Source organism: Franconibacter sp. IITDAS19 (genome assembly GCF_023079515.1).
Taxonomy (GTDB): Bacteria; Pseudomonadota; Gammaproteobacteria; order Enterobacterales; family Enterobacteriaceae; genus Franconibacter; species Franconibacter pulveris.
Window position 1 is genome coordinate 685,590 of the sequence record NZ_JALJCP010000001.1, and the last position, 26,811, is coordinate 712,400.

Annotated in this window: 20 protein-coding genes; 10 read left to right on the plus strand and 10 right to left on the minus strand. The window is 56.1% G+C overall.

Translation table 11 applies throughout. The features are described 5' to 3' along the window. Positions 1 to 85: 85 nt before the first annotated feature. Positions 86 to 517, plus strand: a complete 432-nt coding sequence (locus MT962_RS03425; RefSeq protein WP_024556055.1) for a DoxX family protein — start codon at positions 86 to 88, stop codon at positions 515 to 517. Positions 518 to 593: 76 nt separating this feature from the next. On the opposite strand, the gene hcr is transcribed toward MT962_RS03425, so the two are convergent. The 3 genes from hcr to aqpZ all read right to left on the minus strand — a co-directional run bounded on the left by hcr (position 594) and on the right by aqpZ (position 4,112). Beyond that, a complete protein-coding gene (gene hcr / locus MT962_RS03430) occupies positions 594 to 1,562 on the minus strand; it encodes an NADH oxidoreductase (protein WP_247364567.1) in 969 nt (322 codons plus the stop codon). Between the two features lie 12 nt (positions 1,563 to 1,574). Next, positions 1,575 to 3,227 (minus strand): hydroxylamine reductase, encoded by a 1,653-nt coding sequence (gene hcp, locus MT962_RS03435; protein ID WP_024561487.1) that lies wholly within the window; start codon positions 3,225 to 3,227, stop codon positions 1,575 to 1,577. Positions 3,228 to 3,416: 189 nt separating this feature from the next. Beyond that, positions 3,417 to 4,112: an aquaporin Z gene (gene aqpZ / locus MT962_RS03440; protein ID WP_024556058.1), complete on the minus strand. Its 696-nt coding sequence runs from the start codon at positions 4,110 to 4,112 to the stop codon at positions 3,417 to 3,419. Between the two features lie 372 nt (positions 4,113 to 4,484). Between aqpZ and MT962_RS03445 the strand changes: the two genes are divergently transcribed. Continuing rightward, a complete protein-coding gene (locus MT962_RS03445) occupies positions 4,485 to 6,143 on the plus strand; it encodes an ATP-dependent endonuclease (protein ID WP_247364570.1) in 1,659 nt (552 codons plus the stop codon). On the opposite strand, the gene MT962_RS03450 is transcribed toward MT962_RS03445, so the two are convergent. Beyond that, positions 6,140 to 7,078 carry a VirK/YbjX family protein gene (locus MT962_RS03450; RefSeq protein ID WP_024561488.1) on the minus strand — a complete coding sequence of 313 codons (939 nt, stop codon included), beginning with the start codon at positions 7,076 to 7,078 and terminating at the stop codon, positions 6,140 to 6,142. The two genes, MT962_RS03445 and MT962_RS03450, sit on opposite strands and share 4 nt — an antisense overlap. A gap of 160 nt (positions 7,079 to 7,238) precedes the next feature. Here MT962_RS03450 and macA point away from each other — a divergent pair, with 160 nt between their 5' ends. Together macA and macB are read left to right on the plus strand one after the other, a co-directional pair. Continuing rightward, on the plus strand, positions 7,239 to 8,354 hold the full coding sequence (macA, locus tag MT962_RS03455) for a macrolide transporter subunit MacA (RefSeq protein WP_048888400.1): 1,116 nt from the start codon (positions 7,239 to 7,241) through the stop codon (positions 8,352 to 8,354). Further along, positions 8,351 to 10,297 (plus strand): macrolide ABC transporter ATP-binding protein/permease MacB, encoded by a 1,947-nt coding sequence (gene macB / locus MT962_RS03460; RefSeq protein ID WP_247364573.1) that lies wholly within the window; start codon positions 8,351 to 8,353, stop codon positions 10,295 to 10,297. Before macA ends, macB begins: the two co-directional genes overlap by 4 nt. Positions 10,298 to 10,361: 64 nt before the next feature. Here the strand turns inward: macB and cspD are convergent, their stop codons facing one another. Then, positions 10,362 to 10,583: a cold shock-like protein CspD gene (cspD, locus tag MT962_RS03465; RefSeq protein WP_024556063.1), complete on the minus strand. Its 222-nt coding sequence runs from the start codon at positions 10,581 to 10,583 to the stop codon at positions 10,362 to 10,364. Positions 10,584 to 10,909: 326 nt separating this feature from the next. Here cspD and clpS point away from each other — a divergent pair, with 326 nt between their 5' ends. Together clpS and clpA are read left to right on the plus strand one after the other, a co-directional pair. Continuing rightward, positions 10,910 to 11,230 (plus strand): ATP-dependent Clp protease adapter ClpS, encoded by a 321-nt coding sequence (gene clpS / locus MT962_RS03470; RefSeq protein WP_024556064.1) that lies wholly within the window; start codon positions 10,910 to 10,912, stop codon positions 11,228 to 11,230. 28 nt (positions 11,231 to 11,258) lie between these two features. Then, entirely contained in the window at positions 11,259 to 13,532 is a 2,274-nt protein-coding gene (gene clpA, locus MT962_RS03475; protein WP_024556065.1) for an ATP-dependent Clp protease ATP-binding subunit ClpA, read from the plus strand. An 83-nt stretch (positions 13,533 to 13,615) separates the two neighbouring features. Here the strand turns inward: clpA and infA are convergent, their stop codons facing one another. The 5 genes from infA to trxB all read right to left on the minus strand — a co-directional run bounded on the left by infA (position 13,616) and on the right by trxB (position 19,453). Further along, a complete protein-coding gene (infA, locus tag MT962_RS03480; protein WP_001040187.1) occupies positions 13,616 to 13,834 on the minus strand; it encodes a translation initiation factor IF-1 in 219 nt (72 codons plus the stop codon). Positions 13,835 to 14,126: 292 nt separating this feature from the next. After that, complete coding sequence (gene aat, locus MT962_RS03485; protein ID WP_247364576.1) at positions 14,127 to 14,831, minus strand: leucyl/phenylalanyl-tRNA--protein transferase; 705 nt, start codon at positions 14,829 to 14,831, stop codon at positions 14,127 to 14,129. Positions 14,832 to 14,878: 47 nt separating this feature from the next. After that, positions 14,879 to 16,600: a cysteine/glutathione ABC transporter ATP-binding protein/permease CydC gene (gene cydC, locus MT962_RS03490; protein WP_247364580.1), complete on the minus strand. Its 1,722-nt coding sequence runs from the start codon at positions 16,598 to 16,600 to the stop codon at positions 14,879 to 14,881. Next, positions 16,601 to 18,367 carry a cysteine/glutathione ABC transporter permease/ATP-binding protein CydD gene (gene cydD / locus MT962_RS03495; RefSeq protein WP_247364581.1) on the minus strand — a complete coding sequence of 589 codons (1,767 nt, stop codon included), beginning with the start codon at positions 18,365 to 18,367 and terminating at the stop codon, positions 16,601 to 16,603. It abuts the gene before it with no gap. Positions 18,368 to 18,484: 117 nt separating this feature from the next. Beyond that, on the minus strand, positions 18,485 to 19,453 hold the full coding sequence (gene trxB, locus MT962_RS03500; protein ID WP_024555386.1) for a thioredoxin-disulfide reductase: 969 nt from the start codon (positions 19,451 to 19,453) through the stop codon (positions 18,485 to 18,487). 495 nt (positions 19,454 to 19,948) lie between these two features. On the opposite strand from trxB, the gene lrp reads away from it, so the two are divergent. From lrp to rarA, 4 genes are all read left to right on the plus strand, one after another. Next, positions 19,949 to 20,443 carry a leucine-responsive transcriptional regulator Lrp gene (gene lrp / locus MT962_RS03505; RefSeq protein ID WP_000228469.1) on the plus strand — a complete coding sequence of 165 codons (495 nt, stop codon included), beginning with the start codon at positions 19,949 to 19,951 and terminating at the stop codon, positions 20,441 to 20,443. Positions 20,444 to 20,563: 120 nt separating this feature from the next. Next, the gene (gene ftsK / locus MT962_RS03510) at positions 20,564 to 24,574 is read left to right on the plus strand and encodes a DNA translocase FtsK (protein ID WP_247364582.1); all 4,011 of its coding nucleotides are present in this window, start codon (positions 20,564 to 20,566) and stop codon (positions 24,572 to 24,574) included. Positions 24,575 to 24,764: 190 nt separating this feature from the next. Then, positions 24,765 to 25,376, plus strand: a complete 612-nt coding sequence (gene lolA / locus MT962_RS03515; protein ID WP_247364585.1) for an outer membrane lipoprotein chaperone LolA — start codon at positions 24,765 to 24,767, stop codon at positions 25,374 to 25,376. Between the two features lie 12 nt (positions 25,377 to 25,388). Beyond that, positions 25,389 to 26,732: a replication-associated recombination protein RarA gene (gene rarA / locus MT962_RS03520; RefSeq protein ID WP_024557011.1), complete on the plus strand. Its 1,344-nt coding sequence runs from the start codon at positions 25,389 to 25,391 to the stop codon at positions 26,730 to 26,732. The last annotated feature ends 79 nt before the right edge of the window (positions 26,733 to 26,811 follow it).

The following is a 26,811-nucleotide window of genomic DNA, read 5'->3' on the forward strand; positions in this document are numbered from 1 at the left end:
GCAACCCCGGATGAAAAGCCTTAATTTCGGTAAGGTTTAACCGTAGCGGTTAATAAAATAATGATGAATGAAATCAGGGGGAAACATGACTTCAGCACTCACGGCCTTTAACCGGGCCCTGGATAAGAACGATGCCGGAAAACTGCTGCTGCGCCTGGCGGTAGGCGGGTTAATGTTGTTTCACGGGCTGCATAAGTTGTTTGACGGAGTAGACGGCATACAGAGTTTGCTGGCGGCGCACGGGCTGCCGGAATTTATCGCTTATGGCACGCTGGCAGGCGAGGTGGCGGCCCCGCTGCTGATTGTGCTGGGAATTCTGACCCGCCCGGCAGCGTTGCTGGTGGCGTTCACCATGATTGTCGCCTGGCTGCTGGTGGGGTTTGATAAAACCTGGATGCTGGATAAAACCGGCGCCTGGGCGATAGAGAACATTGTCTATTTCTTTATCGGCGCGCTGGCGGTGGCCTGCCTGGGGGCAGGGCGGTATTCGCTGGCGGGGAATTCTGGCTGGCGGTAACGAAAAGGCTCCGTAAGGAGCCTTTATTTTCTCATCGTTGCGGAGGCCGAGCGCCACTCGCCATAAGCGCTAAACCTCAGGCCAGCACCAGATCGCTCTCAGGGTGGCAGGAGCAGGCCAGCACATACCCTTCAGCCATTTCCGCCTCGGTCAGCGTCATCGTGCTCGTCACGCTGTACTCGCCGGAAAGCACCCGGGTTTTGCAGCAGCCGCAAACGCCGGCGCGGCAGGCGGCATTCACCGGCACCTTATTGCTTTCCATCGCTTCAAGCAGCGTCGTGCCGACCGGGCCGTAAAACTCGCGGGCAGGCGTAATTGTCGTGAACTTAAGCCCGCTGGTGGCGGCCTCGGCAACCGGCGTAAAGAACTTCTCTTTATAAAAGCGCGTGACGCCGAGCGCTTTCACTTCCTGCTCGATGAACGCCATATAGGGCGCCGGGCCGCAGGTCATCACCGTACGGGCAGCAAGATCCGGCACCTGCTGCAGTATTTCGCGGGTCAGCCGTCCTTCGGTAAAACCGGGCACGCCTGCGCTTTCCGCAATCAGCGTGACCGGGTAATCCCGCCATTCTTCAGCGAAAATCACATCCTGCGGCGTACGCACGTTGTAAATCACCCGGACGTCAGCTTGCGGACGATATTTCGCCAGCCAGCGGCGCATCGACATAATCGGCGTTACGCCGCAGCCGCCCGCCAGCAGCAGAAAACACTCGGTCGCTTTATCGGCGCAGATAAACTCCCCCTGCGCGTCAGAAAGCCACAGGTAATCGCCGCGCTTCACTTCCCGCGTCAGCCAGTTGGAGCCTTCGCCTTCATGAATGCGGCGCACCGTCAGCGTAATAAACGGGCTTACCCCAGGCGTGGACGATATCGTATAAGCGCGCAGCACGTCCGCACGGTTGCGAATGCTCACCAGCGCATACTGACCGGCCTGGTAAGGGTAAAAATCGTGGCACAGCAGCGACAGCGTCCAGACGTCGGGCGTCTCCTGGCGAATATGGTGCACCTGCATGCGCCAGGGGCATTGAGGAGTCGGCATCGTCATCGTGTTTTCTCCTTACGCGCCCAGCAGCTCGCGCATATCCTGCTCTACGGTCGTGACCGAGCGCAGGCCAAATTTCTCATTCAGCACCGCCAGCAGGTCCGGCGTCAGGAAGCCTGGCGCGGTAGGTCCGGTGACGATATTCGTTACGCCAAGCGACAGCAGCGTCAGCAGAATAACGATGGCCTTTTGTTCAAACCAGGAGAGCACCAGCGAAAGCGGCAGGTCGTTCACGCCGCAGCCCAGTTTTTCCGCAAGCGTCACGGCGAGAATAATGGCTGAATAAGCATCGTTACACTGGCCTGCGTCCACCAGACGCGGCAGCCCTTCAATATCGCCGAAATCGAGCTTGTTAAAGCGGTACTTACCGCAGGCAAGCGTCAGGATAAGGCAATCCTGCGGCACGCTGGCGGCGAAATCGGTAAAGTAGCTGCGCTCGCCGCGCGCGCCGTCGCAGCCGCCAACGAGGAAGATGTGGCGCAGCTTTTCACGACTTACCAGGTCAATCAGCGTGTCGGCGGCGCCGAGCAGCGTCTGACGGCCAAAACCAACGGTAATCAGGTGTTCAATCTCAGAATACGGGAAGCCCGCCATCTGCTGCGCCTGGGCAATCACCGGCGCGAAGTTGTCGCCTTCTAAATGGCTCACGCCCGGCCAGCCGACGATGCTGCGGGTCCAGATACGATCATCGTAGCTGCCGACGGTCGGGTCGATAATGCAGTTGGAAGTCATCACAATCGGGCCCGGGAAGCGGGCGAATTCTACCTGCTGGTTCTGCCAGCCGCTGCCGTAGTTGCCGACCAGGTGCTTAAACTTGCGCAGTTCCGGATAGCCATGCGCAGGCAGCATTTCGCCGTGCGTGTAAACATTAACGCCGGTGCCTTCGGTCTGCTCCAGCAGATTATAAAGATCTTTCAGATCGTGCCCGGAGATCAGAATACATTTGCCCGCGACCGCTTTCACGTTCACCTGCGTCGGGGTCGGGTGACCATATTTGCCGGTTTCGCCCGCGTCCAGGATGCTCATCACCTTGAAGTTCATCTGGCCGATTTCCATCGCGCATTCCAGCAGCGCGTTCATCTCCGCAGGCCAGGTGCCAAGCCACGCCATGATTTTGTGGTACTGGCCGTAGATGTCGTTGTCGTACTGGCCGAGCACATGCGCGTGTTCCATATAGGCCGCCGCGCCTTTCAGACCGTACAGGCAGAGCAGGCGCAGGCCGAGAATGTTTTCGCCAATGACCGCTTTATCGATGTTTGGCGCGAACGCTGCCGCCTGGCGCTGAAGCTCGCCCAGATCGTCGCTGATAAGCTGGACTTCCGCCATCGGGTTCGCCACCCGGGCGCTGGCGTCCAGTTCCAGACACTGTTGTTTCAGCGCTTCGCGCAGGGCGATCGCTTCGCGGGCATAGCCGACGATACGCGGCGAATCGAAGTTAACGTTGGTCAGGGTAGAGAAGAAAGCACGCGGCGCGAAGCTGTCCACGTGATGATCGATGAGGCCAAGCTCCCGCGCTTTTACCGCCCACGCCGACAGCCCCTGCAGGGCGGCGATAAGCAGATCCTGTAAGTCGGAAGTCTGGGCGGTTTTCCCACAGACGCCCTGCGCATAAGCGCAGCCGTTGCCTGCCGGAGTACGTATGGTTTGTTCACATTGCACGCAAAACATGGTTCACACCTTAAAGTTATATTTAATATGCATGTTTAAGGTTAGGCGTGTCGTAACAGGGAGAAAAGCGCTTTCTGAGGCAACTTGCAGGGAGATTGATTTAGCGCAATTTTGGCGGTAGAAGGCTACCGCCAAAGAGGTAGCAGGAAAAAAACGTAACAGGCCCGAAGGCTTTCAGGCCTAAAAAGATTAACTGCGTTTTTCCAGCAGCGTGCGATAGATAAAACCGCCAAGTACGCCGCCGATAATCGGCATCAACCAGAATAACCAAAGCTGCTGCAATGCCCAGTCGCCCTGGAAAATCGCCACAGCGGTGCTGCGAGCCGGGTTCACGGAAGTATTGGTCACCGGAATGCTGATGAGATGAATTAATGTCAGCGCCAGGCCAATCGCGATGGGGGCAAAACCCGCCGCGGCGTTTTTATCCGTTGCGCCGTGAATAATTAACAGGAAGAAGCAGGTGAGGATAATTTCGATTAATGCGGCGGAGAGCAGGGAATAGCCGTCCGGCGAATGTTCGCCGTACCCGTTAGAGGCGAAGCCGCTGGCCGCCGCATCAAATCCCATATTGCCGCTGGCGATAGCATAAAGCGCCGCCGCGGCGACGATACCGCCGATAACCTGCGCCACGATATAACTTACGATATCTTTTGCGGGAAAACGTCCGCCAGCCCACAGGCCCAGCGTAACGGCCGGGTTAAAATGACCGCCGGAAATATGGCCCACGGCATAAGCCATAGTAAGAACGGTTAAACCGAACGCCAGCGAGACGCCGACGAAACCAATTCCCAGTTCAGGGAAGCCTGCCGCCAGCACCGCGCTGCCGCAACCCCCAAAGACCAGCCAGAAGGTACCGAAAAATTCGGCCGCTAATTTTTTATGCATAATTCCCTCTATGTAAATGGATAGCTAACTTTATATATGGCGAAAAGATTCCTGTTCGTGCGAGCAGGACTTTAAAAAGCGCGTCATTCTAGAAATATTTATCACGAGAAACCAGATGCGCTTTTTTTAATAAATTACTTTAAGAAAAAGACATTATTTACTTTGCTTAATTTAAAGCCGGGTCTGTGTAAATATCACCATTATTTAATTTTAAAGTCGGAAAACATTGCTGGTTCTCGCTACACGATTTTTCATTAGAATTCTTTTTTTGCGGTGCGTTTCGCAAGCGTGGAAACCGCCGGTGTGTTCGCCCTCGGGATAGCCGCTATACTGCCGGTAGCGTGACGGAAGAAAAAAGAACCTGGAGGGGCTATGTTTCTTGAGCGGGTAGAAATCGTCGGTTTTCGTGGTATTAACCGGCTTTCATTGATGCTTGAACACAATAATGTGCTGATCGGTGAAAATGCCTGGGGGAAATCGAGCCTGCTTGACGCATTGACCCTTATTCTCTCGCCCGAACCCTCTCTTTATTCTTTTACCCGCCATGACTTCTGGTTTCCGCCCGGCGACATCAACGGACGCGAACGCCATCTGCATATTATCCTGACCTTCCGCGAAAGCGCGCCAGGGCATTACCAGGGGCGACGCTACAGGCCGCTGAATGCCGTCTGGGTGAAAAGCGACGACGGTTATCAGCGTATTTTCTACCGCCTGGAAGGCGGGCTTACCGAAGAAGGCTCCGTCATTACGCTGCGCAGTTTCCTGAATGAGCAGGGACAGGAGCTGGGGCTTGAGAATATTGATGAGCTGGCGCATCGGCTGACGCTGTTAAACCCAGTGCTGCGGCTGCGCGACGCCCGCTTTATGCGCCGTATTCATGACAATGGCATCCCTTCGCAGCCTGAAGTGGAAGCCACCGCAAGGCAGCTTGATTTTATGGCCCGGGAGCTTGTCGCCCATCCGCAAAACCTGACCGATTCGCAACTGCGGCAGGGACTTTCGGCTATGGTGCAACTGTTGGAGCACTATTTTTCCGAGCAGAGCAGCGTGCAGGCGCGTCAGCGGCTGATGCGCCGCCGTTCTCATGATGAACAGCGCAGCTGGCGTTATCTGGATCTTATCAACCGCATGATTGACCGTCCCGGGACGCGCTCTTACAGAATCATCCTGCTCGGGCTGTTTTCAACGCTGTTGCAGGCCAAGGGCAGCGCGGCGCTCGACCGTGACGCCCGCCCGCTGCTGCTGGTGGAAGACCCCGAGACGCGGCTGCACCCGATTATGCTCTCCGTCGCCTGGAATTTGCTGAATTTGCTGCCGCTGCAGAAGGTGACCACGACTAATTCCGGTGAACTGCTTTCGCTTACTCCTGTCGAGCAAGTTTGCCGTCTGGTGCGCGACGGCGGTAAGGTTGTCGCCTGGCGGTTAGGGCCGTCTGGTATGAATGCGGAAGATAGCCGCCGCATCGCGTTTCATATTCGTTTCAATCGGCCCTCCTCGCTGTTCGCCCGCTGTTGGCTACTGGTGGAAGGGGAAACGGAAGTCTGGGTGATGAACGAACTGGCGCGCCAGTGTGGTCACCATTTCGATGCCGAAGGGATAAAAGTGATTGAATTCGCGCAGTCGGGCTTAAAACCGCTGGTCAAATTCGCAAGGCGCATGGGCATTGAATGGCACGTGCTGGTGGATGGCGACGAAGCGGGTAAGAAATACGCCGCCACGGTCCGAAGCTTAGTGAATAACGATGCCGCTGAGGAGCGGGAACATTTAACCGCATTGCCTGCGCTGGATATGGAACATTTCATGTACCGCGAAGGGTTTGCCGATGTTTATCACCGCATCGCGCAAATACCCGAAAATATCCACATCAAACCCCGGCGGGTAATTGTGAAAGCCATCCATCGCGCCTCTAAGCCCGATCTGGCGATAGAGGTCGCGATGGAGGCGGGAAAACGCGGGGTGGAAGCCATTCCGCCCTTGCTGCGCAAGATGTTCTCGCGCGTCATCTGGCTGGCCCGCGGCCGGGCGGATTAAGCCTGGAGCTGCATTTCCAGGCTGTCGAGCAGCTCATAGCGGCGGCGATACTCGGCGCGTTTCTTACTCGCTATCTCTTCCATGGGTTTGCGAGGGATCTGGCCGCGCAGTTTAAAAAAGCCTCCGCTCTCTTGCTGCGCGCCCAGTGAAAGCCAGAAGCTGTCGTAATCGGCGTGCAGCTTCTCTTTTTTCTTTTTCTCATAGCGCCAGCTGCGGTAAATATGCGTGCTGTTGCCTACCGCGAGTATTTGCTCAACATGCCATTTTTGCGCCAGCTGACAAACGCTCTCCAGCAGCAGACGTTTAGGAAAGAGTCCATGACAGGCCTTGGTCGCCTGCTGGATAGCGTCGTGCTCTACCCAGGCTTTAGCGCCCTGCAATCCGCCGATAAACAGCGTGGTTTTATTGTTCAGCGAGCAAAGGGTGAAGGTGAGTTCAGCAAGCGTCACGCCTTGCTCATCACGAAACAGCAGTGTGGCTTCACCTTCTTTATCAAGATCCGCGACTGCGCTCAGGTGAATGCGGTAACGCGCCTCATTCTTAGCGGTCAGGGTTGCCAGCAAGGCGCCTGAGCGCGAGAGGTACGCCGCGAAGCAGGCAGGCGTTAGCAGCGTGGCAATGGTTTCATAATGGAAGGTAATCGCCTGCAACGCGGCGCGGCGGGAAAACGCGGGCGTTATATATGGCCGGTGCAGGCGGCAGGGCAACCCCGGCTGCGCGCATAGCAGCGTTTCGAGCATCGGCTGGCGCGCCAGCCTGTTCAGCAGTTGCCAGGTTCGAAATGGCGTAGCAAGCGAACGTGCCGTAAACTTCCGGCGATAATGCGGGTTTTCCCAGGCGCGGCCTGGCGCCCAGCGGCCGCGAGCAAGCTGCAGGAAAAGTTGCCAGGCGCTGCGCGGCCGGGCTTGTGCGGTAAATTCAGCGAGAGTGGACATAATAAAGGCCCCTGAGTGACATAGCCCTTATTTCACCGCCCCCTCCTTCAACGTAATGTCAATGCGCCAGCGACCTGATTAAGCAGGTAGGGTTTCGTTGAGATTCTGTTTAAAATTAAGCGGCAAAGTGAGATAGCCCGTTCAGATAATCAGGACCATTATGAAAATTAAGGGAAAAATTAAAAAACGCTATCTGTTGCTGGCGCTGGCGGTGCTGATTGCAGGCATCTGGCTCTGGCGAGCGCTTAATGCGCCGCTGCCGCAGTACCAGACCATGATTGTGCGCAAAGGCGACCTGGCGCAAAGCGTGCTCGCCACCGGTAAGCTCGACGCTCTGCGAAAAGTGGATGTGGGCGCGCAGGTCAGCGGGCAGCTAAAAACGCTGTCGGTCAGCATTGGCGATAAAGTAAAGAAAGATCAGCTGCTGGGCGTTATCGATCCTGAGCAGGCGGAAAACCAGATCAAAGAGGTGGAAGCCACGCTGATGGAGCTGCGCGCGCAGCGTCGCCAGGCGGCGGCGGAGCTGAAGCTTGCTGAAGTCACGCTCGCCCGCCAGCGCCAACTGGCGCAGACACAGGCGATTTCACGCCAGGATTTAGATACTGCGGCAACCGAGCTGGCGGTAAAAGAGGCGCAGGTCGGCACTATCGATGCGCAGATTAAGCGTAACCAGGCCTCGCTGGATACCGCGAAAACCAATCTCGACTATACCCGCATTACGGCTCCCATCACGGGCGAAGTGACGCAGATAACCACCCTGCAGGGACAAACTGTCATCGCGGCGCAACAGGCGCCGAATATTCTCACTCTTGCCGATCTCAGCACCATGTTGGTCAAGGCGCAGGTTTCAGAAGCGGATGTTATTCATCTCAAACCCGGTCAGAAAGCCTGGTTTACGGTACTGGGCGACCCGCTGACGCGATATGAGGGTACGCTGAAAGACATTCTGCCGACCCCGGAGAAAATTAACGACGCTATTTTCTATTACGCTCGCTTTGAAGTGCCGAACCCGCAGGGCGTGCTGCGCCTGGAGATGACCGCGCAGGTGCATATTCAACTGAGCGGCGTGAAAAATGTTCTGACCATTCCGCTGGCCGCGCTGGGCGACCCGGTGGGCGATAACCGCTATAAAGTGACGCTGTTGCGTAACGGCGAAACCCGCGAGCGTGAAGTCACCCTCGGCGCGCGCAACGATACGCAGGTCGAAGTGGTGAAGGGGCTTGAGGAGGGCGATGAGGTTGTTATCGGACGCGCCGCCGAAGGGAGCGCGCCATGAGCGCGTTGCTTGAGCTAAAAGCGATCCGCCGCAGCTATCCCTCCGGGGAAGAACAGGTCGAAGTGCTAAAGGGGATCTCGCTTTCCATTGAAGCCGGCGAGATGGTGGCGATTGTCGGCGCTTCCGGCTCTGGCAAGTCGACACTAATGAATATTCTCGGCTGCCTTGATAACCCGACCAGCGGCAGCTACCGGGTTGCAGGCGTTGATGTCTCGACGTTAAGCAGCGATGAACTGGCGCGGCTGCGGCGCGAGCACTTTGGTTTTATCTTTCAACGCTACCATTTGCTTTCGCATCTGACGGCGACGCAAAACGTAGAGGTGCCCGCCATTTACGCCGGGCTTGGTCGTAAGCTGCGTCAGCAGCGCGCTCGCGAACTGCTTGCCCGGCTGGGGCTGGCTGAGCGCGTCGACTATCAGCCTTCGCAGCTTTCCGGCGGTCAGCAGCAGCGCGTCAGTATCGCCCGCGCGCTGATGAACGGCGGTCAGGTTATTCTGGCGGATGAACCCACTGGCGCGCTCGACAGCCACTCCGGCGAAGAGGTGATGGCAACGCTCAAGCAACTGCGCGATCGCGGTCATACGGTGATTATCGTTACCCACGATCCGACCGTGGCGGCGCAGGCGGAACGCGTCATTGAAATTCGCGACGGGGAGATTATCAGTAATCCTTCGCCTCGCAAGCCTGAGGCGCGAGCGAAGGCGCTGAATGAAGCGTCGCGGTCATCCGGCGCATGGCAGCAGTTTGTCAGCAGCTTTCGCGAGGCCCTGACCATGGCCTGGCTTGCGATGGCGGCTAATAAGATGCGCACGCTGCTTACCATGCTCGGCATTATCATCGGCATCGCTTCGGTGGTTTCCATTGTGGTGGTGGGCGATGCGGCGAAACAGCTGGTGCTGCAGGATATCCGTTCGATAGGAACGAACACGATTGATATCTACCCTGGAAAAGATTTTGGCGACGACGATCCGCAGTATCAGCAGGCGCTGAAATATGACGATTTGACGGCCATAGCGAAGCAGCCCTGGGTGCGCTCCGCGACGCCTGCGCTTTCGCAAAACGTGCGTCTGCGCTATGGCAATGTGGATGTGGCCGCCAGCGCCAACGGCGTGAGCGGGCAGTATTTCAACGTCTATGGAATGACCTTCAGTGAAGGCAATACCTTTAATGAGGAACAATTAAAAGGGCGCGCCCAGGTCGTGGTGCTGGACCAGAACGCCCGCCGCCAGCTGTTCCCCAATAAAGCGAGCGTGACAGGAGAAATCGTCCTGGTCGGCAATATGCCTGCGACGGTCATTGGCGTCGCCGAAGAGAAGCAATCGATGTTCGGCAGCAGCAAAATCCTGCGCGCCTGGCTGCCTTATGACACCATGGCCGGGCGGATGATGGGGCAATCGTGGCTTAACTCCATTACGGTGCGCGTCAATGAAGGTTATGACAGCGCGCAAGCGGAGCAGCAATTAACCCGCTTGTTAACGTTGCGCCACGGCAAGAAAGATTTTTTCATTATGAATATGGATGGCCTGTTGAAAACGGCGGAAAAGACCACACGTACTCTTCAGCTCTTCCTGACTCTGGTGGCGGTCATCTCTTTGCTGGTAGGCGGTATTGGGGTGATGAATATCATGCTGGTATCAGTGACCGAGCGTACGCGGGAAATCGGTATTCGTATGGCGGTAGGCGCCAGAGCGGGCGATGTATTGCAGCAATTCTTGATAGAAGCGGTGCTGGTCTGCCTCGTTGGCGGCGCGCTCGGCATTACGCTCTCGCTGCTGATAGCCTTCCTGCTTCAGATCTTCCTGCCAGGTTGGGAAATCGGTTTTTCGCCGTTGGCGCTGGCGACTGCGTTTCTTTGCTCTACGGCGACAGGCGTGATATTCGGTTGGCTGCCGGCGCGCAACGCCGCCCGGCTTAACCCTGTCGACGCGCTGGCGCGTGAGTGAAGAAAAATGCCAGTCATCTGGACTGGCATTTTAAGTGCGGGATGTACACAATGAAACAGAAGAGTTACGCAACCGATTCTGCTTCGTAGGGCACGATGACACTGGCATGGTTGCCTTTGGGGCCCTGATGTACATCAAACCTGACCGTTTGTCCGGCTTTTAGCGTTCTGTAACCATCCATTTGAATGGTGGAGTAGTGCGCGAAGATATCTTCGCCGCCGCCTTCAGGACAGATGAAACCAAAGCCTTTGGCGTTATTGAACCATTTAACAGTACCCGTCTCCATGCTTCGACATCCTTCATAAGTCTTATTGAGTAAGATGGAATGAACCGGTGGGTAAGGGCGGGCTGTTCAAAACCTCGCCAACTCACGCTTGTACAATTTAGATAAATCAAGCTTTGCGTCAAGCGTACACAGGGGTGAGTCGGGCAAAAATGAATCAAAAATTTGAAGCAGTTAACGCTATTTTCGTTAATGTGACAGAGCTCGCGAATGGCAGTGATAGGGGATTGTTATCGGGCTGCTAAGGTAGATTCAGGGTGCGTATTCACTCAACCAGAACCGTCAGGCGATGCCTGGCAAAACCGTTAACCACATCATGACGACTGGCAATGGGTAAAGCGAAGGGTTGGTTAGATTTTGACCAGTTGGCGGAAGATGAATTGCGCGAAGCGCTAAAACCGCCATCTATGTATAAAGTTATATTAATGAACGATGATTACACGCCGATGGAATTTGTTATTGACGTGCTACAAAAGTTCTTTTCTTATGATGTAGAACGTGCAACGCAACTGATGCTGACAGTTCACTATCAGGGAAAAGCCATCTGCGGCGTTTTCACCGCAGAGGTCGCGGAGACGAAAGTGGCCATGGTGAACGAATACGCGAGGGAAAACGAGCATCCGTTGTTGTGTACGCTGGAAAAAGCCTGAATAAGGCAGACAATTGAGGGGGGTGCCTATGCTCAACCAAGAACTGGAACTCAGTTTAAATATGGCTTTCGCCAGAGCGCGCGAGCACCGACATGAGTTTATGACCGTCGAGCATCTGTTACTGGCTTTGCTCAGTAACCCATCGGCTCGCGAGGCGCTGGAAGCGTGCTCGGTGGATCTGGTGGCGCTTCGTCAGGAACTTGAGGCCTTCATCGAACAAACCACACCCGTACTGCCCGTCAGTGAAGAAGAGCGCGATACGCAACCGACGCTTAGCTTCCAGCGCGTGCTGCAGCGCGCGGTGTTCCATGTCCAGTCTTCCGGTCGCAGCGAAGTGACGGGAGCAAACGTCTTAGTGGCGATTTTCAGCGAGCAGGAGTCCCAGGCGGCTTACCTGTTGCGTAAGCACGAAGTGAGCCGGCTGGACGTGGTGAATTTTATCTCCCACGGCACCCGTAAGGACGAACCTAACCCGTCGTCCGATCACACTAATCCAGTTAGCGAAGAGCAAGCAGGCGGGGAGGAGCGTATGGAAAACTTCACCACCAATCTTAACCAGCTTGCTCGCGTCGGCGGCATTGACCCGCTGATTGGGCGTGATAAAGAGCTGGAGCGGACCATTCAGGTGCTCTGCCGTCGCCGTAAAAATAACCCGCTGCTTGTGGGCGAGTCGGGCGTAGGCAAAACCGCTATTGCTGAAGGGCTTGCCTGGCGCATCGTACAAGGCGACGTGCCGGAAGTGATGGCTGATTGCACCATCTACGCGCTGGATATCGGCTCGCTGCTGGCGGGAACGAAATATCGCGGCGATTTTGAAAAACGCTTTAAGGCGCTGCTTAAACAGCTGGAACAGGATAGCAACAGCATTCTGTTTATTGACGAGATCCACACCATCATCGGCGCGGGCGCCGCGTCCGGCGGGCAAGTGGATGCCGCCAACCTGATTAAGCCGTTGCTCTCAAGCGGTAAAATTCGCGTGATGGGTTCCACTACCTATCAGGAGTTCAGCAACATTTTCGAAAAAGACCGCGCCCTGGCGCGTCGCTTCCAGAAAATTGACATTACTGAACCAAGCGTGGATGAAACGGTACAGATAATTAATGGCCTGAAGCCGAAGTATGAAGCGCACCATGACGTACGTTACACCGCTAAAGCGGTACGTGCAGCGGTGGAGCTGGCGGTGAAATACATCAACGATCGCCATCTGCCTGACAAGGCGATTGACGTTATTGATGAAGCGGGCGCGCGCGCGCGTCTGATGCCAGTCAGCAAACGTAAGAAAACCATCAACGTGGCGGACATCGAATCAGTCGTCGCACGTATTGCCCGAATCCCTGAAAAAAGCGTTTCGGCAAGCGACCGCGATACGCTCAAGAGCCTGGGCGATCGCCTGAAAATGCTGGTGTTTGGTCAGGATAAAGCCATCGAGGCGTTAACCGAAGCCATTAAGATGAGCCGCGCAGGGCTGGGACACGATCGTAAACCCGTTGGTTCATTCCTCTTCGCCGGTCCGACCGGGGTTGGGAAAACCGAGGTGACGGTGCAGCTTTCAAAAGCCCTGGGCATTGAACTGCTGCGCTTTGATATGTCCGAGTATATGGAGCGTCATACGGTGAGCCGTCTGATCGGCGCGCCTCCGGGTTACGTTGGTTTTGATCAGGGTGGGCTATTGACCGATGCGGTAATCAAACATCCGCACGCGGTACTGCTGCTTGATGAGATTGAAAAAGCGCACCCGGATGTCTTTAACCTGCTGCTGCAGGTCATGGACAATGGCACGCTGACCGACAATAACGGCCGCAAAGCGGACTTCCGCAACGTTATTCTGGTGATGACAACTAACGCCGGCGTGCGTGAAACCGAGCGTAAATCGATTGGTCTTATCCATCAGGATAACAGCACCGATGCGATGGAAGAGATCAAGAAAGTGTTTACGCCGGAGTTCCGCAACCGTCTGGACAACATCATCTGGTTCAACCATCTCTCAACCGAGGTGATTCATCAGGTGGTCGACAAATTTATTGTCGAACTCCAGGCGCAGCTGGACCAGAAAGGCGTGTCGCTTGAGGTGAGTCAGGAAGCGCGCGACTGGCTGGCGGATAAAGGCTATGACCGTGCGATGGGCGCGCGCCCAATGTCTCGCGTCATCCAGGACAACCTGAAGAAGCCGCTGGCGAACGAGTTGTTGTTCGGTACGCTGGTGGATGGCGGCCAGGTGATTGTGGCGCTGGATAAAGAGAAAGACCAGTTAACCTACAATTTCCATGGCGCGCAGAAACACAAGCCGGAAACGGCGCACTGATAGCGCAAGCTGATAAAAAAGGCCGGGATTATCCCGGCCTTTTTGTTTTCTGGCGTCACCGCCGCAGCGGCGCGCGGAAATGCTTAGCGACTACGGAAGACAATGCGGCCTTTGCTCAGGTCGTACGGGGTCAGTTCAACAGTCACTTTGTCGCCCGTCAGAATGCGGATGTAGTTTTTGCGCATTTTACCGGAGATATGGGCCGTTACCACATGACCGTTTTCCAGCTCAACGCGGAACATGGTGTTCGGTAACGTTTCCAGAACGGTACCCTGCATTTCAATATTGTCTTCTTTGGCCATCTAATCCTCTGGGGTATCACTACCGTAGTTTTGAACCGGCAAGATAATGCCGAAGTTCACCTGTTAAGTAAAGATTTTGCGGGCAAATTCACCGCAAGGTTAATTCTGTATGCGTTGCGCGAAGCTCCCTCGCACGGACGGCGCTGGCATAAACGGGAGCGATGAGATAAACGGTGAGGGCGTTACCTGATGCCTGCCAGTCCCAAGCGGCGGAGGGAAAATGCGCTGATTAATTCTGCGTGCTGTAGTATAACACCCTGACAAAAAATGTGCCGAAAACATTGCTTAGCCTTCAGCGCATGCCGGTAAAGAGGGTTTTAGGCACCCAGCATGCGCCTGGCAAGGACTGCAAACGCAATTCATCAAGCCAGTTCAGGTAACTGCGCCGGGAAATCTCCGTCGCGCCAAGCGAGGCGGTGTGAGCGTTAAGCACCTGACAATCAATAAGCTGGCCGCCTTGTTGCATAAAGTACTCGCAAAAGACCAGCAACGCCGTTTTAGAACCGTTTTCCCGACGGCTGAACATCGATTCGCCGCAAAACAGCGCGCCCTGAGCGACGCCATACATACCGCCCACCAGTTCGTTTCCCTGCCAGACCTCAATAGAGTGCGCATGCCCCAGTTCATGTAGCCTTTGCCAGGCGATAACCACTTCCGGGGTAATCCAGGTGCCGTCGCTGCGATCTTCCGCACAGCCCTCAATCACCCGCTCAAACGCATAATTCAGCGTTACGCGGTAAGGGGACTGACGGTGAAAACGCCTCATGCTTCGGCTTAAGTGGAACCGGTCAGGGAAAAGCACCGCTCTCGGGTCGGGCGACCACCAGAGAATAGGATCGCCCGGCGAAAACCAGGGAAAGATGCCGTGCTGGTAGGCCATAAGCAGACGCGCCGGACTTAAATCGCCGCCCAGCGCCAGCAGCCCGTTGGGCTCGCGCAGCGCGCCTTCAGGCGAAGGGAAGGCGATAGAATGACGAGAAAGCTGCACCAGACGCATGACTTCGTGTCTCCATACTACGCGGCAAGTAATCGTTCAATCATAGTCTACAGGCGTTGGCGAAACTGGTAATAACGCCCCTTTGACGCCATTAATTCAGCGTGATTACCTTGCTCAATAATTTCACCGTTGTCCATCACAATTATTCGGTTAAAACGAGCTAAACCTCGCAAACGATGCGTCACCATCAGCACGGTTTTTGCTTTTAATACGTCAGCAAGCAAATCAAGGATCTGGCTTTCCGTTTCGGCATCCAGACCTTCAGTCGGCTCATCCAGCAACAGCAGAGGCGCATCATGCAATAGCGCGCGCGCAATAGCCAGACGGCGCAGCTCGCCGCCGGAAAGCTGGCGGCCGCCCTCGCCAAGCCAGGCATTTAAACCGTTCCCTTCCAGCAGCTTTTCCAGACCTACCCGTTTAAGTACGGCGCGCAGCGCTTCGTCGCTCGCAGCGGGTGAGGCGAGCAGCAAGTTTTCGCGAAGCGTTGCGCTGAAGAGATGGACGCGTTGCGGCACTACGCTGATGGCGGCGCGAAGGGTGGCTTCGCTGAGCGTTTCAATCCGCTCGCCATTAAGCTTAATGGCCCCGGACGAGACATCCCATGCGCGGGTGAGCAGTTGCAGCAACGTTGACTTTCCACAGCCTGTACGGCCCAGCAGGGCGAGATGTTCGCCCGCTTCAATATCGAGCGTAACGCCGCGAAGCGCAGGCTGCGTTTGGTTTGGGTAGCTGAAAGAGACGCCATCCAGCGTCAGCGCTACCTGCTCAGGAACAGACTGAGCGCCGTCTGGAAAAATAACATCCGGCTTCTGCTCAATCACCTGCGTAACGCGTCGCGCTGAGGCGATAACCTGGCCTAAATGCTGGAAAGCGCCGGTAACGGGCGCAAGGGCTTCGAATGCCGCCAGCGCGCAGAAAACAAAAAGGGCGATCAGGGCGCCTGGCGAATCGTTACCCCCTACGCCGCCTGCAGCCATCCAGAGCATCAGCACGACCGCTACGCCGCTGATAAGCAGCATCACTGCTTGAGATAACGCCGTCAGGCCCGCCTGGCGACGTTGCGCCTCATGCCAGACAAGTTCGTTATGTTCCATCTCATCACGATAGCGGTTGCTGGCGCCGAAAATAGTTAACTCCGCCTGGCCCTGGAGCCAGGCGGTAAGCATCTGGCGATAGCTGGCGCGGTAATGGGTCAGCGCTTCGCCTGTCGGTTTACCCGCGCGATAGAAAAGGGGAGGCAAGAGCAGCAGCGTAGCCAGCATAATGCCGCCCAGCGTCAGCGCGAGAGTGGTATCCAGCAGGCTCAAACCCAGCGTGACTACCCCCGTTACCACCATGGCGCCCACTAAGGGCGAGATAACCCGCAAGTAGAGATGATCGAGCGTATCGACGTCCGCCACCAGCCGGTTCAGCAATTCGCCCTGACGAAAGCGCGCCAGCCCGGCGGGGGAAAGGGGCAGCAGCTTGCTGAAAGTAAATACTCGCAAATGTTCCAGCACACGGAAGGTGGCATCGTGGCTTACCAGCCGCTCGAAGTAGCGGCCGGCGGTACGGATTATCGCGGCGCCGCGCACACCTGCGGCAGGCAACATATAGTTGAAGCTGTATACGCCCGCCACGCCGGCCACCGCTGAGGCGGAAAGAAACCAGCCGGAGAGCGTCAGCAAACCAATACTCGCCAGCAGCGTGACGATAGCCAATATAATGCCCAGCATCAGCAGCCATTTATGGCGTTTATAGAGCGCAAGGTACGGTAACAAAGCGCGCATTTAAATCTCCTCCTGACGATGAGCCAGCAGCGCGGCGAAAGGACCCTGCGCCGCGGCAAGCGTTGCAAAATCGCCTTGCTCGATAATCTGGCCGTCGCGCATTACCCAGATGGTGTCCCAGGCCGTGAGGTAATCAAGCTGATGCGTTACCATGAGCGTGGTTTGTTGCGTTGATGCGGCGTCCAGCGCCTGCAGTACACGCCGCTCGCTATGGGCATCCAGACTTGCGGCCGGCTCGTCAAGCAGCAGCAGGCCGCAGGGCGAGAGCAGGGCGCGCGCAACGGCAACCCGCTGCGCCTGACCTACCGAGAGACGCGAGGCCTGATCGCCGAGCGGCGTATCCACTCCTTCAGGCAGCAGCGGCAGGAATTCTTTCACCCAGGCTTTTTCCAGCGCCGCATCCAGCGCGGCATTGCTGGCCTGCGGATTAGAGAGCAGCACGTTTTCCCTGATCGTGGCGGCGGGCAATTGCGGGTTCTGGCCCACCCAGCTCAGCTGGCGACGCCAGCTTTCAGGCGTCAGTTCGCGCAGTTCCGTGCCGTTAACGAGAACAGAACCTTCATAAGGCAAAAAACCGGACAGCAGATTGAGCAACGAACTTTTTCCCGCGCCGCTCTGGCCTACCAGGACGGCTCGCTGCCCCGCAGACAAAGAAAAAGTCAGCGGACCTGCCAGACGCTTCCCTTCCGCTGACAAAATCATGACGTTTTTTGCCTCAAGCGCGACGGCGCCTGTGGCAGGCAACTCAACCGTACCGCGTTCCGGATGCTGTAGAGGCGTGTCCAGAAACGTCTTCAGGCTGTCGGCCGCGCCTGTGGCCTGGGCTTTGGCGTGGTAAAACGTGCCAAGATCGCGTAACGGCTGGAAAAACTCCGGCGCTAAAATCAAAGCCAGAAAGCCGGAGGCCAGCGTAACGCCTGCGCCATAGTGGCCGAAATTCAGCTCGCCGAGATAAGAGAAACCAAAGTAAACCGCGACCAGCGCGATAGAAAGCGAGGTAAAAAATTCCAGTACGCCGGATGAAAGAAAGGCGAGACGCAACACTTCCATTGTCCGCTGACGAAAGTCCTGAGAAGCGCGACGGATTTGCTCGGTTTCCGCCGCCCCCCGGTTGAAAAGGCGCAGCGTTTCCATACCCCGAAGCCGGTCCAGGAAGTTGCCGCTAAGACGGGCCAGCGCCTGAAAATTACGACGGTTGGCGTCCGCCGCGCCCATTCCCACCATCGCCATAAAGAGCGGAATAAGCGGCGCGGTGGCAAGCAGAATTAACGCCGCCGCCCAGTTAGACGGAAAAATCGCCAGCACAATCAACAACGGTACGCTGGCCGCCAGCGCCATTTGCGGCAAATAGCGCGCATAAAAGTCATGCATATCCTCTACTTGTTCAAGGATAAGCGTGGCCCAACTGCCTGCGGGTTTCCCCTGAATCCAGGCAGGTCCCGCCTGCTGCAGACGGTCCAGCACAAGGCGTCGGATATGCGCGCGAATGTGCTGACCCGCGCGAAAGCCGATTTTCTCTCGCACCCAGACTACCCAGGCGCGCAGAATAAAAACGATAACCAGCAGCGCAAATGGCAATAGCAGCGCCTCACGTGGGATGGCCTGCATGATCATGCTGTTGAGCAGATAAGCAAGCAGCCAGGCTTGAGCGACAATCAGCACGCCGCTAATAACGCCTGTCAGGCGAGACAGATTAAGCCAGCGGCGGGAAATCACACTTTGCTGTTTTAACCAGCGTGTCAGTTCTTGTTGACGGGTTTTATTCATGGCGTGCAATAAGCAGGTGAAAGTCCATTAAGTCCGCCGGGCGGCGGAGGTGCACGCAATGTTACAACGGGGGCAAAAGAAAGGCGACTGATTAGTCGCCTTGTTCAACACGCAGAATTAGCTGTTGTTTTCGGCCAGGCCGTCAAGATAGCGTTCTGCATCCAGCGCGGCCATACAGCCTGTGCCGGCGGAGGTAATCGCCTGACGATAGATATGATCCATCACGTCGCCTGCCGCGAAAACGCCAGGCACGCTGGTCTGAGTCGCATTGCCATGAATACCGGACTGCACTTTGATATAGCCGTTTTCCAGTTCCAGTTGGCCTTCAAAGATAGCGGTGTTCGGGCTATGGCCGATAGCCACAAAAAGGCCCGCCACTTCCAGCGACTCGACGGTATCGGTATTTTGGGTATCGCGAATGCGCAGACCGCTCACGCCCATCTGATCGCCGGTTACTTCCTCAAGCGTACGGTTGGTGTGCAGCACGATGTTGCCGCTTTCCACTTTATCCATCAGACGCTTGATAAGGATTTTTTCCGCGCGGAAGGTGTCGCGGCGGTGGATCAGATGCACCTCGGAAGCAATATTCGCCAGGTAAAGCGCTTCTTCCACTGCTGTGTTGCCGCCGCCGATAACCGCGACTTTCTGGTTGCGGTAGAAGAAGCCGTCACAGGTAGCGCAGGCGGAAACGCCGCGGCCTTTGAATGCTTCTTCTGAAGGCAGACCCAGATAGCGGGCCGAGGCGCCAGTGGCAATAATCAGCGCGTCGCAGGTGTATTCGCCGCTGTCGCCCGTCAGGCGGAACGGACGGTTTTGCAGATCCACTTTATTGATATGGTCGAAGAGAATTTCCGTCTCGAACTTTGCCGCATGCTCATGCATACGCTCCATCAGCAACGGCCCGGTGAGATCGTGCGGGTCGCCCGGCCAGTTTTCCACTTCTGTGGTAGTAGTGAGCTGGCCGCCTTTTTCCATACCGGTAATCAGAACCGGGTTCAGGTTGGCGCGCGCAGCATAGACCGCAGCGGTATAACCCGCGGGGCCAGAGCCAAGAATAAGCAGCTTACTGTGTTTAGCCGTGCCCATGAGATCCTCATTGTTGTTGGCAGACAATGGGCTGGATTGTAGGGAATTTGGCGGGGTAAAAAAAGGGCGCAACAATTTTGTTAACGATATGTGTAATAGAACGGACCGATGAATGCGTAAATATCACCCGTTTTGATTATTAAATTTACTTCTAATAATCGCCACGCTATCAGGTGATAAAATGAGGAATAATCGCTGGTCGTTATCAGTATCTGGCACGTTCTACTAAAAAAAGATGTTTTGCTTTGACAATCCCCTGCGCTTTTGCGAAAACATTCGAGGAAGAAAATAGCATTTGCTCTGGTTTAAGCGCATTAGCGCATCGAGAGGCGTGCAATTTATCCGGGTCATTGAAATCTACGCATGGTGTGGACAGACGCCATGCGTGATGTCAGCGGCTGCCTGTGGGCAACGGTCTTCTTACATTAGACCCTGAACAGTGAAGTGAACAGGGTAGTGGCAGGTGTAGGGAAGGAATACAGAGAGACAATAATAATGGTAGATAGCAAGAAGCGCCCTGGCAAAGATCTCGACCGTATCGATCGTAACATTCTTAATGAGCTGCAAAAGGATGGGCGTATTTCTAACGTCGAGCTTTCAAAAAGAGTGGGACTTTCACCGACGCCGTGCCTTGAGCGCGTTCGTCGTCTGGAAAGACAGGGTTTTATTCAGGGCTACACGGCGCTGTTGAACCCGCATTATCTGGATGCATCACTGCTGGTTTTTGTTGAGATTACTCTGAATCGCGGCGCGCCGGATGTGTTTGAGCAATTTAACGCCGCAGTGCAAAAACTTGAAGAAATTCAGGAGTGTCATCTGGTATCTGGCGATTTCGACTACCTGTTGAAAACGCGTGTGCCGGATATGTCCGCGTACCGTAAATTACTCGGTGAAACCTTGCTGCGTCTGCCTGGCGTGAACGACACGCGCACATACGTAGTAATGGAAGAGGTTAAACAGAGCAATCGTCTGGTTATCAAGACTCGTTAATGCGCAAGTGGTGCAAACCGGGCGCAGTTTGAGTACACTCCTGTTAATCCATACAGCGACAGTGTCGGGGTAACCCGGCACTGTTGTCCGTTTTAGTAATAAGGACCTGGAGAGCCTTTCTTGAGCCAGGAATACACCGAAGACAAAGAAGTCACACTGACAAAGTTAAGCAGCGGTCGCCGTTTGCTCGAGGCGATGCTAATTCTCGTTGTGCTGTTTGCCGTCTGGCTGATGGCCGCGCTCCTGAGCTTCAATCCTTCCGACCCAAGCTGGTCGCAAACCGCCTGGCATGAACCCATCCATAATCTGGGCGGCGCGCCTGGGGCCTGGCTTGCCGATACGCTGTTTTTCGTCTTTGGCGTAATGGCATACACCATCCCGGTGATTATCGTCGGCGGCTGCTGGTTCGCCTGGCGTCATCGCAGCAATGATGATTACATTGACTATTTCGCCGTTTCGCTGCGTTTAATCGGCGTGATTGCGCTTATCCTCACCTCCTGCGGCCTGGCGGCGATTAACGTCGACGATATCTGGTATTTCGCTTCTGGCGGCGTAATCGGCAGTCTCCTCAGCACCGCCATGATGCCGCTGCTTAACAGCAGCGGCGGCACTATCGCGCTTTTATGCGTCTGGGGCGCAGGTCTGACGCTGTTTACCGGCTGGTCGTGGGTTAGCATCGCGGAAAAAATCGGCAGCGTCGTGTTAAGCGTACTGACTTTTGCCAGTAACCGTACCCGTCGCGATGACACCTGGCAGGATGATGATTACGAATACGAAGATGAAGACGAAGAGCATGATGAAGAGGACGAGCGTGCGCCTGTTAAAGCGAAAGGCGAATCCCGCCGCGCCCGTATTCTTCGTGGCGCATTAGCCCGTCGTCAACGCCTCGCTGAGAAATTCGCCAACCCTGTCGGGCGTAAAACCGATGCGGCGCTTTTTTCCGGCAAACGCATGGATGATGAAGACGAAGTGCATTATAGCGCGCGCGGCGTTGCCGCCGATCCGGACGACGTGCTCTTTTCCGGTCATCGCGTGACGCAGGATTATGTCGATGAAAGCGATCCGCTGCTTAATGGCTACCCGGTAACCGAGCCTGTCGCCGCCGCCGCGGCTGCAACTACCGCTGCGCAGGCCTGGGCCGCGCCCGAAGAGGCGGTAACGCCCGCTGCGCCTGTTGCTACCGCTGCGCCGCAAAGCACTATGGAGGCATCTCCTGTGGCGTGGCAGCATGCGCCGACGGTACAGGGGCCGGAGCCGGTTATCGCGCCCGCGCCGGAAAACTATCTCACCCAGCCGGGCGCCATGCAGCCGCAAACGCCGCCGCAGCATCAGCCCTGGAACGAACCAGTGCAGGATTACGCTTCCACGCAACAGTGGCAGCCGTCTGTCGCGCCTGCACAACCTGAATCGGCGCCTTCTTCTCACTCCTGGGATGAGCCTGTTCACGCTCAGGTGAGTCAACATGCCTGGGAAGCACCTGCGCAGGAGCCGGTTCACCACGCCTGGGAAGAACCTGTTGCGCCAGTACACGAGCCTGTCGCCGAGCCGCAGGAAACCAAACCTGTCCGGCCGCCGCTCTACCATTTTGAAGAGGTAGAAGCGCAACGCGCTCGCGAGCGTGAGCAACTGGCAGCCTGGTATCAGCCTGTGCCGGATCCGGTTCAGCCGGAAGCCGCGCCAGCGCCTGCCGCCAAACCTGCTTTTACTGCGCCGTCCGTTTCTTCGTCCGTGCCATTCGGTATGGATGAGGCCCAATCGATCGATTTGCCTGTTTCCTCTGCCGCACCGGTTGTAAAAGAAGTGGCGAAAGCTGCAGCCGTTGCTACGGCCGCCGCGCCTCTCTTTAGCATCGCCAGCGATGCGCCTCGCCCACAAGTAAAAGAGGGCATTGGCCCGCAGTTGCCTCGCCCGAATCGCGTACGCGTTCCTACTCGCCGCGAGCTTGCTTCTTATGGCATTAAGCTGCCTTCACAGCGCATGGCGGAAGAGCAGGCGCGTGAAGCTGAGCGACGTCAGACCGAACAGGCGCACATGACTGATGAAGAAGCGGAAGCGCTGCAGCAGGATGAACTGGCGCGCCAGTTCGCTTCTTCTCAAGAGCAGCGTTACGGTGAGACTTTTGCTGCTGAGCAGATGCAGGATGATGACGATGCTGCTGAACAGGCGGAGCTGGCGCGCCAGTTCGCCTCATCGCAGCAGCAACGTTATGCTGCGCAGCAGCCGCCGGGCGCAGCGTCTTTTTCGTTGGATGATTTTGATTTCTCACCGACGAAAGCACTGGTAGACGATGGCCCGAGCGAACCCTTATTTACGCCGGGTTTTGTTGAACCGCCTGCACCGCCTGTTCAGCAAAACCCATCACAGCCGGTACAACAGCCTGCTTATCAGGCTCAGCCGCAGCAGCCGGTTCAGCAGCCTGCTTACCAGACTCAGCCGCAGCCGGTTCAGCAGCCTGCTTATCAGGCTCAGCCGCAGCCGGTTCAGCAGCCTGCTTACCAGGCTCAGCCGCAGCCGATTCAGCAGCCTGCTTACCAGGCTCAGCCGCAGCAGCCGGTATCTCATTCGCAACAGTCTGCGCCTTCCTCATCCGGCGGGCTTATCCATCCGTTGCTGATGCGTAACGGCGAAGCGCGACCAACGCATAAACCTACCACCCCGCTTCCTTCGCTGGATCTGCTCTCCTCTCCGCCTGCTGAGGTGGAGCCTGTGGATACGTTCGCGCTGGAACAGATGGCACGTTTAGTGGAAGCGCGTCTGGCGGATTTCCGTATTAAAGCCGACGTGGTGAACTACTCGCCAGGCCCGGTTATCACGCGCTTTGAGTTGAATCTGGCGCCAGGCGTTAAAGCCGCTCGTATTTCTAACCTTTCGCGCGATTTGGCTCGTTCCCTCTCGACGGTTGCTGTCCGTGTAGTCGAGGTCATTCCCGGCAAACCGTATGTCGGGCTTGAGTTACCTAACAAAAAACGCCAGACGGTTTATCTGCGTGAAGTCCTGGATTGCGATAAGTTCCGCGATAACCCTTCACCGCTCTCGGTTGTACTGGGTAAAGATATTGCGGGCGAGCCAGTCGTGGCTGACCTGGCGAAAATGCCACACCTGCTGGTGGCGGGCACCACCGGCTCAGGTAAATCGGTCGGTGTTAACGCCATGATCCTCAGCATGCTCTATAAAGCGACCCCGGAAGAGGTGCGCTTTATCATGATCGATCCGAAGATGCTGGAGCTTTCCGTTTATGAAGGTATTCCGCACCTTCTGACGGAAGTAGTCACCGACATGAAAGACGCCGCCAATGCTCTGCGCTGGAGCGTTAATGAGATGGAACGCCGCTACAAGCTGATGTCGGCACTTGGCGTGCGTAACCTTGCCGGTTACAACGAGAAGATCATGGAAGCCGAACGCATGGGCCGTCCAATCCCGGATCCTTACTGGAAGCCGGGCGACAGTATGGACGCCACGCATCCGGTACTCGAAAAACTGCCTTATATCGTGGTGATGGTGGATGAGTTCGCCGATCTGATGATGACGGTCGGCAAGAAAGTGGAAGAGCTGATCGCACGTCTCGCGCAGAAAGCGCGTGCGGCGGGGATCCACCTGGTGCTGGCGACCCAGCGTCCTTCTGTGGATGTGATTACCGGCCTTATCAAGGCTAACATTCCGACGCGTATCGCCTTTACCGTATCCAGCAAAATTGACTCACGTACTATTCTCGATCAGGGCGGTGCAGAATCGCTGCTTGGCATGGGCGACATGCTTTATTCCGGCCCGAACTCTTCTATCCCGGTACGTGTGCATGGCGCATTTGTACGAGACCAGGAAGTTCACGCAGTCGTACAGGACTGGAAGGCGCGCGGTCGTCCACAGTATGTCGAAGGCATTACCTCCGACGGCGACAGCGAAGGCGGTGGCGGCGGTTTTGATGGCGGCGAAGAACTCGACCCGCTGTTCGACCAGGCTGTCGCCTTTGTGGTGGAAAAACGCAAGGCCTCCATCTCCGGCGTTCAGCGTCAATTCCGTATCGGTTACAACCGTGCGGCGAGGATTATTGAGCAGATGGAAATGCAGGGCATCGTCAGCGAACAGGGCCATAATGGCAACCGTGAAGTGCTTGCGCCTCCACCTTTTGAATAACGCCGGTGCGCCTCGTCATCCTTTACCAATGCGAGGCGCTTCCTGTTTAACTCTTGATAAGGTTTTTTGCAAAGTTAGGTAAGCAAGCAAAAAATCAGCATTTTCTTCTGTCGGCCGTCGCGCTTATCTGGCTACAGTTACCGACAGAAAGTTTTCCCGTATCGGGAACTCGTGAATCTGAGGAATAACAATGAAAAAAATCGCTATTACCTGTGCTTTACTTTCTGCCTTTACCGTAAGTAGCGTCTGGGCGGATGCCGCCAGCGATTTGAAATCCCGCCTCGATAAGGTGAGCAGCTTCCACGCCACCTTCACTCAGAAAGTGACCGACGGCAGCGGCGCGGCAGTACAGGAAGGCCAGGGCGATTTATGGGTAAAACGTCCTAATTTGTTTAACTGGCATATGACCCAGCCCGACGAAAGCGTGCTGGTTTCAGACGGAAAAACGCTTTGGTTCTATAATCCGTTTGTAGAGCAGGCCAGCGCGACCTGGCTTAAGGACGCAACCAGCAATACGCCGTTTATGTTGATTGCCCGTAACCAGACCGCCGACTGGCAGCAGTATAATATTAAACAGAACGGTGATGACTTTGTGCTCACGCCAAAGAATGCCAGCGGCAATCTGAAGCAATTCACCATCAATGTTGGGCGTGATGGCACCATCCATCAATTCAGCGCGGTCGAACAGGATGACCAGCGCAGCAGTTATCAGCTGAAAACTCAGCAGAACGGCGCGGTGGAAATGAGTAAGTTTACTTTCACGCCGCCGCAGGGCGTAACCGTCGACGATCAGCGTAAGTAAACAGAGGTGCGGGTGAGCAATCTGTCGCTCGATTTTTCCGATAACGCTTTTCAGCCTCTGGCCGCTCGCATGCGGCCAGAAAACTTAGCGCAATATATCGGTCAGCAGCATTTGCTGGCGGCGGGCAAACCGTTGCCCAGAGCTATCGAGGCCGGGCACCTGCATTCCATGATACTTTGGGGGCCGCCAGGCACCGGCAAAACAACGCTTGCGGAAGTGATCGCCCGCTATGCTAATGCGGATGTGGAGCGCATCTCTGCAGTCACTTCCGGGGTAAAAGAGATCCGCGAAGCTATTGAGCGCGCGCGTCAGAACCGTAACGCGGGTCGGCGTACAATTCTGTTTGTGGATGAGGTCCATCGCTTTAATAAAAGTCAGCAGGATGCTTTTCTGCCGCATATTGAAGACGGCACCATTACGTTTATTGGCGCTACCACAGAAAACCCTTCGTTTGAGCTTAACTCGGCGCTGCTCTCCCGGGCCCGTGTCTATTTGCTGAAATCGCTGACAGCTGACGATATCGAGCAGGTGCTCGAGCAGGCCATGAACGATAGCCATCGCGGTTATGGCGGGCAAGATATCGTTCTGCCTGAAGAGACCCGCCGGGCAATAGCCGAACTGGTTAACGGCGACGCCCGACGCGCCCTTAATACGCTGGAAATGATGGCTGACATGGCGGAAGCGGACGATGCGGGCAAGCGTGTGCTGAAGCCTGAGCTATTGACTGAAATCGCTGGCGAACGCAGCGCGCGCTTTGATAATAAAGGCGATCGCTTTTACGATCTGATTTCAGCCCTGCACAAGTCGGTGCGCGGCTCCGCCCCTGATGCCGCGCTTTACTGGTACGCAAGAATAATTAGCGCAGGCGGCGATCCGCTTTATGTGGCGCGCCGCTGTCTGGCTATCGCGTCGGAAGATGTCGGCAATGCCGACCCGCGCGCCATGCAGGTGGCGATTTCCGCCTGGGATTGTTTTACTCGCGTTGGCCCTGCGGAAGGGGAGCGTGCAATCGCGCAGGCGATTGTTTATCTCGCCTGCGCGCCGAAGAGTAATGCCGTCTATACCGCCTTTAAGGCGGCGTTACGCGATGCCCGCGAGCGCCCCGATTACGATGTGCCTGTGCATTTACGCAATGCGCCTACCAAATTGATGAAAGAGATGGGATATGGGCAGGAATACCGTTACGCCCATGACGAACCCAACGCTTATGCCGCTGGTGAAGAGTATTTCCCAAGCGAAATGGCACAAACTCGCTATTATCACCCGACAAACAGAGGCCTTGAGGGCAAGATTGGCGAAAAGCTCGCCTGGCTTGCTGAACAGGATCAGAAAAGCCCCACAAAACGCTACCGCTAGCGCGGGCGTTGCGGTAAGGTTATCTCTGTATTTTTTCGCGTCCGCAGGCTGCGGTCGCCTTCCATTTCAATTCGATAAG

What these genes read in the sequence shown, in the direction of transcription:
- cydC (WP_247364580.1), bottom strand. Translation starts at nt 16,600, where the DNA reads ATGCGCGCTTTGTTACCGTACCTTGCGCTCTATAAACGCCATAAATGG.
- MT962_RS03450 (WP_024561488.1), bottom strand. Translation starts at nt 7,078, where the DNA reads ATGTCCACTCTCGCTGAATTTACCGCACAAGCCCGGCCGCGCAGCGCC.
- MT962_RS03425 (WP_024556055.1), top strand. Translation starts at nt 86, where the DNA reads ATGACTTCAGCACTCACGGCCTTTAACCGGGCCCTGGATAAGAACGAT.
- MT962_RS03445 (WP_247364570.1), top strand. Translation starts at nt 4,485, where the DNA reads ATGTTTCTTGAGCGGGTAGAAATCGTCGGTTTTCGTGGTATTAACCGG.
- aat (WP_247364576.1), bottom strand. Translation starts at nt 14,831, where the DNA reads ATGCGTCTGGTGCAGCTTTCTCGTCATTCTATCGCCTTCCCTTCGCCT.
- trxB (WP_024555386.1), bottom strand. Translation starts at nt 19,453, where the DNA reads ATGGGCACGGCTAAACACAGTAAGCTGCTTATTCTTGGCTCTGGCCCC.
- cydD (WP_247364581.1), bottom strand. Translation starts at nt 18,367, where the DNA reads ATGAATAAAACCCGTCAACAAGAACTGACACGCTGGTTAAAACAGCAA.
- macB (WP_247364573.1), top strand. Translation starts at nt 8,351, where the DNA reads ATGAGCGCGTTGCTTGAGCTAAAAGCGATCCGCCGCAGCTATCCCTCC.
- aqpZ (WP_024556058.1), bottom strand. Translation starts at nt 4,112, where the DNA reads ATGCATAAAAAATTAGCGGCCGAATTTTTCGGTACCTTCTGGCTGGTC.
- infA (WP_001040187.1), bottom strand. Translation starts at nt 13,834, where the DNA reads ATGGCCAAAGAAGACAATATTGAAATGCAGGGTACCGTTCTGGAAACG.
- clpA (WP_024556065.1), top strand. Translation starts at nt 11,259, where the DNA reads ATGCTCAACCAAGAACTGGAACTCAGTTTAAATATGGCTTTCGCCAGA.
- lrp (WP_000228469.1), top strand. Translation starts at nt 19,949, where the DNA reads ATGGTAGATAGCAAGAAGCGCCCTGGCAAAGATCTCGACCGTATCGAT.
- macA (WP_048888400.1), top strand. Translation starts at nt 7,239, where the DNA reads ATGAAAATTAAGGGAAAAATTAAAAAACGCTATCTGTTGCTGGCGCTG.
- clpS (WP_024556064.1), top strand. Translation starts at nt 10,910, where the DNA reads ATGGGTAAAGCGAAGGGTTGGTTAGATTTTGACCAGTTGGCGGAAGAT.
- lolA (WP_247364585.1), top strand. Translation starts at nt 24,765, where the DNA reads ATGAAAAAAATCGCTATTACCTGTGCTTTACTTTCTGCCTTTACCGTA.
- hcp (WP_024561487.1), bottom strand. Translation starts at nt 3,227, where the DNA reads ATGTTTTGCGTGCAATGTGAACAAACCATACGTACTCCGGCAGGCAAC.
- cspD (WP_024556063.1), bottom strand. Translation starts at nt 10,583, where the DNA reads ATGGAGACGGGTACTGTTAAATGGTTCAATAACGCCAAAGGCTTTGGT.
- hcr (WP_247364567.1), bottom strand. Translation starts at nt 1,562, where the DNA reads ATGACGATGCCGACTCCTCAATGCCCCTGGCGCATGCAGGTGCACCAT.